This window comes from Aquibium carbonis (assembly GCF_003970795.1).
Lineage (GTDB): Bacteria > Pseudomonadota > Alphaproteobacteria > Rhizobiales > Rhizobiaceae > Aquibium > Aquibium carbonis.
The window spans coordinates 1-12,893 of sequence record NZ_RWKW01000118.1; the positions used below are offsets into that span (position 1 = coordinate 1).

Annotated in this window: 12 protein-coding genes; 4 read left to right on the plus strand and 8 right to left on the minus strand. The window is 66.4% G+C overall.

Annotation, left to right across the window (positions count from 1 at the left end):
- The 3 genes from EJC49_RS23570 to dnaG form a co-directional block, all read right to left on the minus strand.
- On the minus strand, positions 1 to 201 hold a 201-nt coding region (locus tag EJC49_RS23570; RefSeq protein ID WP_210211856.1), incomplete at its 3' end, for a hypothetical protein.
- 193 nt (positions 202 to 394) lie between these two features.
- Entirely contained in the window at positions 395 to 2,413 is a 2,019-nt protein-coding gene (gene rpoD, locus EJC49_RS23575) for an RNA polymerase sigma factor RpoD (RefSeq protein WP_126702382.1), read from the minus strand.
- 300 nt (positions 2,414 to 2,713) lie between these two features.
- Complete coding sequence (dnaG, locus tag EJC49_RS23580; protein ID WP_126702383.1) at positions 2,714 to 4,645, minus strand: DNA primase; 1,932 nt, start codon at positions 4,643 to 4,645, stop codon at positions 2,714 to 2,716.
- 281 nt (positions 4,646 to 4,926) lie between these two features.
- On the opposite strand from dnaG, the gene EJC49_RS23585 reads away from it, so the two are divergent.
- The gene (locus EJC49_RS23585; RefSeq protein ID WP_126702384.1) at positions 4,927 to 5,454 is read left to right on the plus strand and encodes a hypothetical protein; all 528 of its coding nucleotides are present in this window, start codon (positions 4,927 to 4,929) and stop codon (positions 5,452 to 5,454) included.
- Positions 5,455 to 5,666: 212 nt separating this feature from the next.
- Positions 5,667 to 6,083 carry a CopM family metallochaperone gene (gene copM / locus EJC49_RS23590; protein ID WP_126702385.1) on the plus strand — a complete coding sequence of 139 codons (417 nt, stop codon included), beginning with the start codon at positions 5,667 to 5,669 and terminating at the stop codon, positions 6,081 to 6,083.
- Between the two features lie 27 nt (positions 6,084 to 6,110).
- Here copM and EJC49_RS23595 read toward each other — a convergent pair whose 3' ends face one another.
- Together EJC49_RS23595 and EJC49_RS23600 are read right to left on the minus strand one after the other, a co-directional pair.
- Complete coding sequence (locus EJC49_RS23595) at positions 6,111 to 6,659, minus strand: cytochrome b (RefSeq protein ID WP_245453539.1); 549 nt, start codon at positions 6,657 to 6,659, stop codon at positions 6,111 to 6,113.
- A 161-nt stretch (positions 6,660 to 6,820) separates the two neighbouring features.
- Positions 6,821 to 7,270: a GatB/YqeY domain-containing protein gene (locus EJC49_RS23600; RefSeq protein WP_126702386.1), complete on the minus strand. Its 450-nt coding sequence runs from the start codon at positions 7,268 to 7,270 to the stop codon at positions 6,821 to 6,823.
- Between the two features lie 298 nt (positions 7,271 to 7,568).
- On the opposite strand from EJC49_RS23600, the gene carA reads away from it, so the two are divergent.
- A complete protein-coding gene (gene carA / locus EJC49_RS23605) occupies positions 7,569 to 8,771 on the plus strand; it encodes a glutamine-hydrolyzing carbamoyl-phosphate synthase small subunit (protein ID WP_126702387.1) in 1,203 nt (400 codons plus the stop codon).
- A gap of 78 nt (positions 8,772 to 8,849) precedes the next feature.
- Here carA and EJC49_RS23610 read toward each other — a convergent pair whose 3' ends face one another.
- The 3 genes from EJC49_RS23610 to EJC49_RS23620 all read right to left on the minus strand — a co-directional run bounded on the left by EJC49_RS23610 (position 8,850) and on the right by EJC49_RS23620 (position 11,928).
- Positions 8,850 to 10,424, minus strand: coding sequence for a pilus assembly protein TadG-related protein (locus EJC49_RS23610; protein WP_126702388.1), 1,575 nt, complete (start codon positions 10,422 to 10,424; stop codon positions 8,850 to 8,852).
- A gap of 158 nt (positions 10,425 to 10,582) precedes the next feature.
- Positions 10,583 to 11,488 carry a KPN_02809 family neutral zinc metallopeptidase gene (gene ypfJ / locus EJC49_RS23615; RefSeq protein ID WP_126702389.1) on the minus strand — a complete coding sequence of 302 codons (906 nt, stop codon included), beginning with the start codon at positions 11,486 to 11,488 and terminating at the stop codon, positions 10,583 to 10,585.
- A 242-nt stretch (positions 11,489 to 11,730) separates the two neighbouring features.
- Positions 11,731 to 11,928, minus strand: a complete 198-nt coding sequence (locus tag EJC49_RS23620) for a hypothetical protein (protein ID WP_126702390.1) — start codon at positions 11,926 to 11,928, stop codon at positions 11,731 to 11,733.
- Positions 11,929 to 12,139: 211 nt separating this feature from the next.
- Here EJC49_RS23620 and EJC49_RS23625 point away from each other — a divergent pair.
- Positions 12,140 to 12,893: SH3 domain-containing protein (locus EJC49_RS23625; RefSeq protein ID WP_148106329.1), on the plus strand; the 754-nt coding region annotated here is incomplete at its 3' end.

Here is a 12,893-nt window from a genome sequence, read left to right on the forward strand (position 1 = left end):
GCGGCCGTAGCGCGGGCCGCCGTGCCAGCCGGGGCCGCCGTGATGGCCGCCATGCCAGCCGGAGCCGCCGCCGTGATAACCGCCGCCGCCGATGACGATGCCGAATCGGACGTCGCTGGCCGAAGCCGTGGTGGCCGAGGCGCCGAGGCCGGCGGCGGCCAGCGAGAGGGCGATGAGAGCGGTCTTGAGGAGAGAGGTCATGGACTTGATCCTTCGCGTTGCTGCCGGGGGGCCGGCCGACCGGGCCTGTCCCGATCCATTGAGCGAAGGATAGTCGACCCAGCCTGAACCCAACCCGAAGGCCCCGTTCATCTGGCGTTCGGATTCGGGGCCCCGAAACGAACGGACCCGGCGTCGCCGCCGGGTCCGGATGGTCGATCGCGGAGTGCGCGCCTCAGCTGTCGAGGAAGCTCCTGAGCTTGCGGCTCCTCGACGGATGCTTGAGCTTGCGCAGCGCCTTGGCCTCGATCTGGCGGATGCGCTCGCGCGTCACCGAGAACTGCTGGCCGACCTCCTCCAGCGTGTGGTCGGTGTTCATGCCGATGCCGAAGCGCATGCGCAGCACGCGCTCCTCGCGCGGCGTCAGCGAGGCCAGCACCCGCGTCGTCGTCTCGCGCAGATTGGCCTGGATGGCGGCGTCGATCGGCAGGATGGCGTTCTTGTCCTCGATGAAGTCGCCGAGATGCGAATCCTCCTCGTCGCCGACCGGCGTTTCGAGCGAGATCGGCTCCTTGGCGATCTTCAGCACCTTGCGCACCTTCTCCAGCGGCATGGCGAGCTTTTCGGCCAGTTCCTCCGGCGTCGGCTCGCGGCCGATCTCGTGCAGCATCTGCCGCGAGGTCCGCACGATCTTGTTGATCGTCTCGATCATGTGGACGGGAATGCGGATCGTGCGGGCCTGGTCGGCGATCGAGCGGGTGATCGCCTGCCGGATCCACCAGGTCGCATAGGTCGAGAACTTGTAGCCGCGGCGATACTCGAACTTGTCCACGGCCTTCATCAGGCCGATATTGCCTTCCTGGATGAGATCGAGGAACTGCAGGCCGCGGTTCGTGTATTTCTTGGCGATGGAGATCACGAGGCGCAAATTGGCCTCCACCATCTCCTTCTTGGCGATGGCCGCCTCGCGCTCGCCCTTCTGCACCTGGTTGACGATCTTGCGGAACTCGGCGATCGAGATTGCGGTTTCCTGCGCCAGGTTCTGGATCTCGCTGCGCAGCGAACCGATGGTGTTGCCTTCGTTGCGGGCAAACTCCTTCCAGCCGCGGCTGCCGAGATTGGCGATCGACTTCATCCAGTTCGGGTCGAGCTCGCTGCCCTGGTAGTGCAGCAGGAAGTCGTCGCGACGCACCCCGTAGCTCTCGGCCAGGCGAAGCAGGCGGCCCTCGTTCTGCACCAGGCGCTTGTTGATGTCGTAGAGCTGCTCCACCAGCGCCTCGATGCGGTTCTGGTTGAGCGACAGCGACTTCACCGCCGTGATCAGCTCGTCCTTGAGCTTCTTGTAGGACCGCTCCTGGCTGGACGACAGCGCGCCGGCCGCCGCCAGCCGGGATTCCACCTGCTGGTCCTGCAGCTTGCGCAGCTTCTTGTAGGTGCCGGCGATGAAATCGAGCGTCTCCATCACCTGGGGGCGCAGTTCGGCTTCCATCGCGGCGAGCGACAGGTTGGCCTCGTCGTCCTCCTCGTCGTCCTCCTCGCCGCGGGTGTCGCCGCCGACATTGGTGACGTCGTCGTCCTCGCGGCCGCGACGGCCGCGATTGTCCTCAACCTTGGGCTTCTCCTCCTCGTCGACGCGCTCGACCACCGGTGCCTGCTTGGCCTCGGGTCCGGCATAGGTGGCCTCGAGGTCGATGATCTCGCGCAGCAGGATGCGCGCCTCGTTGAGTTCGTCGCGCCAGATGATGATCGCCTGGAAGGTCAGCGGGCTCTCGCAGAGTCCGGCGATCATCGTCTCGCGGCCGGCCTCGATGCGCTTGGCGATGGCGATCTCGCCCTCGCGCGACAGCAGCTCCACCGAGCCCATCTCGCGCAGGTACATGCGCACCGGATCGTCGGTGCGATCCGTCGGCTCCTTCTTGGCCACGGCGGCGACGGCCGTGCCCTGCTGCTCGGCGATCTCGTTGGATTCTTCTTCCGCGTCGGCGTTCTGGTCGCCTTCCGGCTCCTCGCCGGTCTCGTCGTCCTCCACCACGTTGATGCCCATGTCGGAGAGCATCGACATCGTGTCCTCGATCTGCTCGGAGGTCACTTCCTCCGACGGCAGCACCGCATTGAGCTCGTCCATGGTCACGTAGCCGCGCTTCTTGGCGAGCTTGATCATCTTCTTGACGGCATCATCGGAAAGGTCGAGAAGCGGTCCATCGACGGCGCCTTCGCGCTCGGTCTCGGCCTCTTCTTTTTCTTTGGTCGTCATGCTTTCCTGTCTCCAACAAGTCCGGGAGGCGGTCCTTGCGGGTCCGTCCGCGTAACCGGATTACGCCGTATCGCCTGCCTGAGCGAGTAACGGCATCGCGTGAATGCATCATTAACCCTGACGCGAAGGCGTCGCGTCGGCCGTGCCAATGATCGTGCTACGCCGCCGGCCCCCGCCGATTGCGCAAGACGCTACGCCCATTAACGAATTCGAACCGTCCTGATTCCGCCATTTCATCGCAAGGTCAAGCCGTTGCCGTGCGATTCGGTCGAAAAAAACGTCGCCCCGATCGCTCCGCGCTCAACCCTTGCCGCCAGCCCTGCCGGATGAGACGCCGAAGCCTTCGATGAGCGCTTCGGTCGCCTGCACGTCGCGAAACTGTGTCTGGATCGCAAGCAGCTGGCGATAGTTTTCCTCCGTCGGCTCCACGGCCAGCGCGGCTTCCGCCGCTCTGAGTTCCTTATGTAGAAAGCCGGCGCTCTGGTGCAAGTGCAGCGCCTGCGAGAAGGCGTCGCGGGCATCGTCGAGCGCCGCGTCCTCGAGGGCCGGCCACTGGCGCGTGCGGCGCACCAGCCCGACCGCGGTCTCCCATGTCGCCGCCAGCCCCGATCGCGCCATCGACGCCACGATGGCGTCGCGATCGCCGGCCTCGTCATGGGCCACGGCGTCGAGCAGCCCGCCGTGCAGGCGCTGCAGATCGGCATGGCCCAGGTCCAGCCGCTCCACCTGGTCGAAGAACTCGTCGATCAGCGGCGGATGGTTCACCAAAGCCACCATCAGCACCGCCCCGCGCACCGGCATGATGGCGGCCGACGTGCGCACCAGTCCGGAGCGGGCGAGGCTGTCGGACACGGCGAGCCGGCCCGACGGCCGCTGGCCGCGGCCCCAGCCGTCCTTGCCGCGCTCAGCGCCACGTTCGCCCGGCTGCCATTGGCGTTGCGGCCGGTTCGTGCCGAAAAAGGCCTGCACGCGCTCGCGCATGTCCTGCTGGTAGTGGCGGCGGACATTCTCGTCGCGAATGCGGGTCGTGGCCTCGCGCAGGGCCTTTTCCAGTTCCGCGCGTCGCTCTGGCGTCTCGAACACGCCGCCCTGCGTCTCGCGCAGCCACACCATCTCGGCCAGCGCCCGCGTTTCGGCCAGCACCGTGCGAAAGGCGTCTGGTCCGCCCGCACGCACCAGGTCGTCGGGATCCTGTCCTTCCGGCAGCATGGCGAAGCGGACCGTGCGCCCGGCCTGGATCGACGGCAAGGCGAGATCGGCCGCCCGCCAGGCGGCCTTCAGGCCCGCCTTGTCGCCGTCGAAGCACAGCACCGGCTCCGGCGCCATGCGCCACAGGAGTTCGAGCTGGGCCTCCGTCAGCGCCGTTCCGAGTGGGGCGACGACATTGGCGAAACCCGCCTGCGCCAGCGCGATCACGTCCATGTAGCCCTCGACGGCGATCACCGCGCCGTCCTTGCCCTGCCCCTTGCGGGCGCGGGCGAAATTGTAGAGCACCTCGCCCTTTTGGAAGAGCTCGGTATCGGGCGAATTCATGTACTTGGCCGGCGCGTCCGGCGACAGCGCGCGGCCGCCGAAAGCGATCACCCGTCCGCGCGAATCCTCGATCGGAAACATCACGCGGTCGCGGAACCAGTCGTAGGACACGGCGATGTCGTCGCCATGCCGCACCAGCCCGCAAGCCTCGATCTGGTCCTTCGCCACCCCTTTCGAGGCCAGGTGCTCCTTCAGCCCGTTCCGGCTTTCCGGCGCATAGCCCAGCCGGAACGCCTGCTGCGTGGTCGACGACAGCCCGCGCTCGCGCAGGTAGGCGCGCGCCTTCGCGCCGCCCGCCGCCTGCAGCTGGTCCTGGAAATACTGGGTCGCCATCTCCATGACTTCGTGCAGGCTGGCGCGCTTCTGCTCGCGCCGCTCCATGTCGGGATCGCGTGCCGGCATCGGCACGCCGGCCAGCTCGGCGACCCGTTCGACGGCTTCGGGAAAGCTCAGCCCGTCCAGCTCGGTCATGAACTTGAAGTGATCGCCCGACACACCGCAGCCGAAACAGTGGTAGCGGCCCTTCTTGTCCTCGCAGTGGAAGCTCGGGCTCTTCTCGCCGTGGAACGGGCAGCAGGCCCAGTAGTCGCCGCGCGACGTGTTGGTCTTGCGCTTGTCCCACGAGACGCGTGCGCCGATGACCGACGAGATCGGCACTCGATCGCGGATTTCGTCGAGGAAGGAGGGCGGAAATCGCATGGGGTCTGGTTCTCTCACCCTCTACATAGTCATTCGAACCATCGCAGACGACACATTTTGTCCGCCCTGCCCGCTTTCCACAGCCGACGGAACGGCCAAACGCAGGCAATGGCCGGGCACGACCCGCCCCGGTCCGCCGGCGTGTGTCGCGCTCATTCCGCAACCATCGCGGGAAACGACGAGCCGGCATGAGGGATATCCACCCTTTGCTTGTGATGGAACCGAACCGGCCCTATTCTCGTTGAACCACTCGCACTGCAAACAGGAACGGAGTTGACTGCATGGCCATCACACGCAAGGACGAAGCGAGGGCGCTCGACGCCGACGAGCGCGAACTGGTCGAGAAGTCGCACCACCCGATGGTGCAGGAACTGTCCGACAGGGAACTCGCCGACCTCGTGAAGCTGGTGCGTGCGCGGCGCGACAAGGCCCAGACGGAAGCCAGCCGCCGGCGGCGCGAAATGCGCGGCAAGGGCGCGGCGAAGGGCGCCACCCCCTCCAGGGCGGATGACGGATCGCGGGTCAAGCTCGACGTGCTCGCCATGGCGGTGCGCCGCCTCAATGCCGAGAACGAGCGCCGCCGCCAGCTTGCCGCCAAGGTCTCGCTGGCCGAGAATGCCCGCAATGCGCTGGCGCTGAAGAAGGCCGGCGAGGCCGAGGCCCCGGCCGAAACCTTCAACGCCCGCACCGCCCACCACGGCATGCGCAAGAACGCCAGCGACCGGCGCCAGAACCTCGTCCGCCCGATGGAGCTCGGTCGCCAGCGCAAGGCCGGCGCTGTCGCGCAGGCCAAGCGCGACAGCCGCTGACGCCTCCACGTCGGCGACCAGAACCCGGACGGCGTTCTGCAAGGTTCTTGTGGACGACCGTGGGATCAGGACGTCGTCACATCAGTGCAGCAAGGGGCGCTTGACCTTCCACCTCATGGAACCCCGATATTGCCGGGGGCTCTCCAACCGGATCGAACCGAATGGCGGGCCCTCGATGCGGAGAATTTCCGCCGCATGAAGAGGAGCGAGACATGAAAACGTTGAAGACTGTCGCCACCGCCGCCGGATTGAGCGCCATCGCCGTGGTTGCTTTCGCCCAGATGAACCATGGCATGCATGGATCGGGCGGAGGCATGATGAACATGGGCGACATGCAGGGCATGATGCAAATGATGATGCCTGCGGACGGTGATTCAGAATCGACCCTCGCCTACAAGCAGGCAGACATGGACATGATGAGCGGCATGGCCGTGGAGTACACGGGGGACGCCGACGTCGACTTCCGTCTCAAGATGATTCCGCACCACCAGGGCGCGATAGACATGGCGAAGGTTGCCCTCCGATTCGGCACCGATAGCGAGACCAAGGCGCTCGCCGAGGCGATTATTGCCGCACAGGAAACGGAGATCGCCGAAATGCAGGCGTGGCTCGAGAAGAACCGAAAGTAGCGGCCTTCACGCCCGACGCCCGCCAACCTATCCTCGGTCGGGCCCAGTTCGTCGATAGCCTTCTGCGCTTCGCCGCGACGGCAGCATCCTGCTCAGCACGCCGTCCCGTCGGACGGCGTGCCCGAGCGCCGCAGCCAGGTGTATGGCCGCCAGGGACAACGTGACATTCCAGATCATCTTGTGAACTTCGGCGGCCGGTGACCATAGGTAGGACGCGAGGAAGCCCGTGCCGGCCTGCGCGGCAAGGCAAGCATATATGCCGTAGTGGACCACAACCGCAGCCGCTTCCACGCGGTTAGCCGGCCGGCGGCTCGCGACGCGGCGGTTCGATAACCGAAGGCCAACGCGCAGCAAGACGAGAAGGGCGATCGCCATTCCGTTGTAATTATGCACCATATGGAGAAACATGTCCGTCTTCGTGGCGGGCAGAAGGGGATCATGAGTGCGCGGTATTGCGCCCGAAGTCGCCCACTGAACAACGATCATGCCTGCCACGGCCCAATGCAGGGCGATCTGGATGTTCGAATACCGGCTCATCGTAGAAGACTCCATAGAGCCATCCACGCTGTCATTCATCGGTGTATCGTGGGTAAACGAACTTGAATCGCAGCGATTCCTTTCGGGGAAAGCCGACTATATTGCACCGATACGGCGGCGCTGTGTCAGGTCGGATCCTTCGCTGCGAACACCGAGACACCTGGGCATCTCCCCATCGCCTCTCGCAGAATGCCGAGCCGCTACTGAAGCATCCCCTTCACGATGCCGCTCGCCTTGCCGAAATCCATGCGGCCCGGATATTTCTCGCGAAGCGCGTTCATGCACCGGCCCATGTCGCGCAGCCCGTCGGCGCCGACCTCGGAAATCACCTCCTGGCAAGCCTGCTTGACCGCCTCTTCCTCGAGCTGGCGCGGCAGGAAATCGCGGATGATGGCGATTTCCTCGCGCTCCTGCTCCGCCAGTTCGAGCCGGTTCCCCTCTTCGTAGAGGCGGGCCGATTCCTGGCGCTGCTTGATCATCTTGACCAGGATCAGCGCAATCTCCTCCTCGCTGACCGGATCTCGTCCGGCGCCGCGATTGGCGATGTCACGATCGTGAATGGCGGTCTGGATGAGACGGATCGTCGAGACCCGCCGCTTGTCATGCGATTTGAGCGCCTGTTTCAGCGTCTCCGCGAATTTCTCGCGCATCGGAATAGAGACTCCCTTGGCAGCCGCCGAACCTTAGCGCCGGGGATTCCCGGACGCAATTCGATTTTTTACGTGGCAAGCTACTGTTTTCGTTGACAAAAGCTTTTCTGTTCGGACACAAGCCGGCGGATTGACCCAACCGGGCGTTTTTTCTATTGTCCGGCCCTTGCATGGACATATATTCAGCGCGCGGTGCTGGTCGCCGAACGACCATGCGCGGTTTTCAGCACGGGCATATGAGCCTTTGTCCGGGCACTTTCAAGACCGCCGCGCCCCTTAGACCCGACGGAGACATCTGATGATCGCAACCACGGCGCCCTGGGGCGCGGAAAAAGCCACGGCCCTGCTCGTGCTCGCCGACGGCACGGTGATCGAGGGACGCGGGCTTGGCGCCACCGGGCATGCGGTTGCCGAAGTGTGCTTCAACACCGCGCTCACGGGCTACCAGGAAATCCTGACCGATCCATCCTATGCCGGGCAGATCGTCACCTTCACCTTCCCCCACATCGGCAATGTCGGCGCCAATGCCGAGGACATCGAAGACCTGACGCCGGCCGCCCGCGCCGGCGCCGTCGGGGCCGTGTTCCGGGCCGACGTCACGCAGCCGTCCAGCTATCGCTCGAACGGCGGCCTCGACGAATGGCTCAAGCGTCGCGGCATCGTGGCGATGAGCGGCATCGACACGCGGGCGCTGACGGCGCGGATCCGTGATCTCGGGGCGCCGCACGCCGTCATTGCCCATGCCCCCGACGGCGTCTTCGACATCGACGCCCTGAAGCGCGAGGCCGCCGCCTGGGCCGGTCTCGTCGGGCTCGACCTCGCCCGCGACGTCACCTCGGGACAGAGCTCCACCTGGACGGAAACGCCCTGGGCGTGGGGCAAGGGCTATGGCGAGCAGAGCCAGCCCACCATGCACGTCGTCGCGGTCGACTACGGCGTGAAGCGCAACATCCTGCGCCTGTTCGCCGGCCTGGGAGCCGAAGTCACGGTCGTGCCGGCAATGACGCCGGCCGAGGATATCCTCGCCATGAACCCGGACGGCGTCTTCCTGTCCAACGGACCGGGCGACCCGGCCGCGACGGGCGAATACGCGGTGCCGGTGATCCGCGACCTTCTCGACGCGGACGTGCCCCTGTTCGGCATCTGCCTTGGCCACCAGATGCTGGCGCTGGCGCTCGGCGGCAGGACCGTCAAGATGCACCAGGGCCATCACGGGGCAAACCATCCGGTGAAGGATCACACCACCGGCAAGGTCGAGATCGTCTCGATGAACCACGGCTTCGCGGTCGACGGCGATTCGCTGCCCGAAGGCGTCGAGGAGACCCACGTGTCGCTGTTCGACGGCTCGAACTGCGGCATCTCGGTTGCCGGCAAGCCGGTCTTTTCGGTCCAGCATCATCCCGAAGCCTCGCCGGGTCCGCAGGATTCGCACTATCTCTTCCGGCGGTTCGTCAATCTGATTCGCGAACGCAAGGGCGAACCGGCGCTCGCCGAGCGCTGAGCCCACCCGAGACCGGCAACGATCACGGGCGGCGTCGCGCGACGCCGCCCGTTTTTCGTTTCGGGCCGCTGGCCGTCGCTATGACGAGATGCGCAGCCGGACGACGTCGTCGCGAATCGACCTGAACACGTCGTCGAGCTGGCTCCGCGACGGCGCGTCGAAGAAGTGGTTCAGGCTGGTGGCGCATTCCTTCAGCATGGTGCCGGTCTTCACGTCCGGCTCTTCGAGCCGGATCGTGTAGACCACCGTCCCGGCCTTCTTCGCGTTCTCGCAGGCCGCGAGCGTGCGGGCGTTCATGAGCTTGTTGGTGTCGTTGGACGACCCCGCCGTGATCCCCAGCCGCCCGTCCACCAGATAGCCGTAGCTCGAATAGGACGAGCCGAGCTTGGTGCCGTTGTTGCCGAAGACGTTCGAGCCGTCGGTCAAGACGATCATGATCTTCTCGATCCCCGGCGCCTTGGCCGCCCCTTCGGTGAAGGGTGCCTCGGGCGACAGCACGCGCATTCCCCAGGCCACGCCTTCCATGATGTTGGTGGTGCCGCTGGCCTGCAGCGACTTCACCATCTTGCGGATCGCGTCGTAGTCGCTGGACAGCGGCAGGATCGGTTGCGACACGCAGTCCCGGTTGGGTCCCTTGCCGCCCGACAGGCTGGCGGCGATCGGCAGCCATTCCAGCGCCGGGGCCACGGGGTCGACGAGCGCGGCGCTCGGAATGCCGTATTTGACGAGCTTCTTCAGCTGCCCCGCCGGCGTCTTGTCGAGCGGATCGGCGCTGGAGGCGATGTAGCTGTTGGAATAGCCCCCGACGTCGGGCTCGTCGATGGAGAAGGCCGGCACGAACAGCGTCTCCGCGTTCTTGGGATCGGGCTCAACATCCTTGACGTCGAGATCCTTGCCGGCCGCATGGCGCGTTTCCACGCAGCCCTTCCACGTCTGGCCCAGATGCTGGAACAGCTCGAAGCGGCTCAGCCCCGTCGGCAGCTCGGTCTGCGGGAAGTCCGCGCTGCCCTTCAGGTCGAGCCAGTCGGCGCCGGTCTTGTTCTTCACCTTCCCGCTCTTGAGGAACTGCGGGCCGTGATGTCCCCCCACGTTGACGAAATTGGCGAAGGGAACGACGGCGAACTTCAGCTTGTCCTTGTCCTTGATCTGCGACGACATCGTGTCGACGAGCCCGAGCACCGCATCCTTCATGGCGGTCAGCTTGCCGCCTGCCATGGAGCCGGTGGTGTCGAGCACCAGCGCGATCTCGTAGCGGTTGAAGGCGATGTCGGCCGAGGACGACGCCGAGACGCCCCAGCTGTCGTAGCCGAGGATTCCGGCGAAGTGGACGTCCTCGCGGCTGGGGGCTTCGACGGTGACGCGCGTTCCGGTCCGGATGACCGTCAGGCCGTCGTGATCGAGCTGGAAGTTCGCCTCGACGAAGGACCGCGCGATGGCGACGGCCTCCGCATCGCTGATCGTGTCGCCTTCGCGGGCCACCGCGAGCGCGGCCGAATCGAGCGCGTGCTGCAGTTCGGACTGGCGGTTGCTGATCGAGGAGAAGTCGATCGCCAGTCCCGCCGCCAGCACCAGCGGAACCATCGCCACCGCGGCGATGATGGAGAAATTCCCACCCTCGTCGCGGGACAGCCGCGCCAGCAATCGACCGATCATGCCTGCCCCTCCGCTCGCATCATGGCAACGGAGAGACTAGCGCATTGCGCTTAAGTCACGCCTAAGGCGCAGGCTTAGCAAAGACTGAAGAGGATCGCTCGCGTTCGCCGCAAGTTTCGGCGGCCGGAGCGACGGGCTCCGGCGGCCGCGGTCGCCGGTCAGAGGTCGGCGTTGAACGTGTCGCAGTCGTCGAGCCGGCCGCTGTCGAGCCCGCGGCTGAACCATTCCCGCCGCTGCGCCGAGGTGCCGTGGTTGAAGCTGTCGGGCACGACATAGCCCTGCGTTCTCTTCTGCAGCGTGTCGTCGCCGATCTGGTTGGCCGCGTTCAGCGCCTCGTCGATGTCCCCTGCCTCGAGCAACCCCTTCTGCTCGGTGAAATGCGCCCAGATCCCGGCGAAGCAGTCGGCCTGCAGTTCGACCCGCACCGACATGCGGTTGGCCTCGACCTGGCTCATCGTCTGTCGCCTGCGGTTGAACTCCGGCAACACGCCGATCAGGTTCTGGACATGGTGTCCGACCTCGTGCGCGATGACATAGGCCTGCGCGAAATCGCCGGAGGCGCCGAAGCGCCGGTCGAGCTCGCCGAAGAAATCGAGGTCGAGATAGACCTTGGAATCGCCCGGGCAGTAGAACGGCCCGCTGGCGGCGGAGGCAAAGCCGCAGGCCGAGCGCACCTGACCAGAATACAGCACCATCGTCGGCTCGCGATAGGTCGCGCCCTGCGCCTGGAAGATGCCGTTCCAGACGTCTTCCGTCTCGGCCAGCACAACGCCGGCAAACCGGGCCGTCTCGTCGGACGCCTGCGTGGTGGTGACGCGCGTGCCGCCGCTCGCCGGCTCGCTCTCCATCTGCGCCAGGATCTCCAGCGGATCGATGCCGCAGGCGCGCAGCGCGAAGAAGACGACCACCAGGATGATGATGCCGGAAACACCGCCGCCGCCCACGGTCCGTCCGATCGGGATGCGCATGCCGCCGCCGCGGCCGAAGCCGCCACGCCCCGCTCCGCCGCCCTGGCCACGCCGGTCATCGACGTTGGAACTCTGGCGCCTGTCTTTCCAGCGCATGTCCGTCTCCCGTTTGCCAGATGGCCGGTCGAGCCCATCGCGGCCCCGACGCGGTGTTACAGGAATTCTGTTGCCCCACCAACGGACCTTGATCCAGCGCAAAGCGATGAGGCGGCAAAGGACCTATTCCCCCCGCCGTGGCGGGGAACGGCTCCGACGACGAGGCGACCCGGGGGATTGGGGCACGTCGCGGATCGGAGACGCGGCGGCGGCGGACACGAGGCCGTCGCCGCCAGCGCCGTTCAGCCGTTTCCGTCGCGCTGCGTGTCCTCGACGCTCCGTCCGTCGGAACTCCGGGACCGCTCCTCCACCCGGTCGGCGCCCTTGGAAAGGTCGCTGCCCTTGCGTTCCTCGGTCTTCCGCTCGTCCTGCCGGGCGCTTTCGCGCAGTTGACGCGCGGCCTCCCTGCCTTCGGGGGTCGGTGCCTCGTTCGTCGCCATGGTCGGTTCCTCCTTCGGCGCTGCTGCGCAAACGTGGCAACGCCCGTCCGACGTCCGGGTTCCGGCGCGCGCGCCCATGATCTCGCCGGATTTCTCTGGGACAGGTGATCCGGCGCCCGGCGAGCGCCCGCCGACAGGCCGAATGGCTTTTTCGACCTGTTCTCGGACGCCACACTGGCCTAAGGAAAGGTCTCGACCTCCAGCACGGCCCATGATCATCACGCTCCGCCAGCCCATGACACGGATCTTCGTCGCGATCGCCGCACTCTTTGCCTTCGGCGGGGTTGCGGCGCAGGCGCAGAATCCGGATGGCGCGGCAGCCGAGGACGGGCCGATCGAGACGATCGTCGCCGTCGTCCACGGCCTCTCCCACAACGATCTCCTCAACGTGCGCGCGACCGCCTCCCCGCTTGGCCTCGTCCTGGCGCGCATTCCCAATGGCACGATGCTGACCCGCCTCGAATGCGCCACGTCCCGCAACACCCAGTGGTGCCGGGTCGAAGTGCCCGAACTCGACGGTCTCGTGGGCTGGACGCCGGCGCGCTACCTGCATTTTTCCACCGACGGCGACGACCGCGTCGACGTGGGGCCGGCCGCGCTGCCCGTCCCCCCGGTCATCGACCCGTCGCAGATCACCGTCGGCATCCTGCCCGATCCGCTGCCGATGCCCGAAGACCCCCTCGCCTTCTCGCCTCCGGTGCCGACCGGCGGCGGCGGCGGCGATCTCCAGACGGTGCTGCTGGTCCCCGCGCCCGACGGGCCGGCCGTGATCGACGCCGCCGGCGAAGCCCGCAAGATCGAAGGTTCCGCGGCCGAACTGGCCCTCGCCTACGCGACGCGCCGCGACCCCGCATCCTCGGAAGTCTACAGCGCGTTTGAAGGCCCGGCCGAACCGGAGCAGCCCGACGGAGCCTTCCACGCCCGCATTTGCTGCGATCTGACGGATCGGGGCTTCGAGCGCCCTG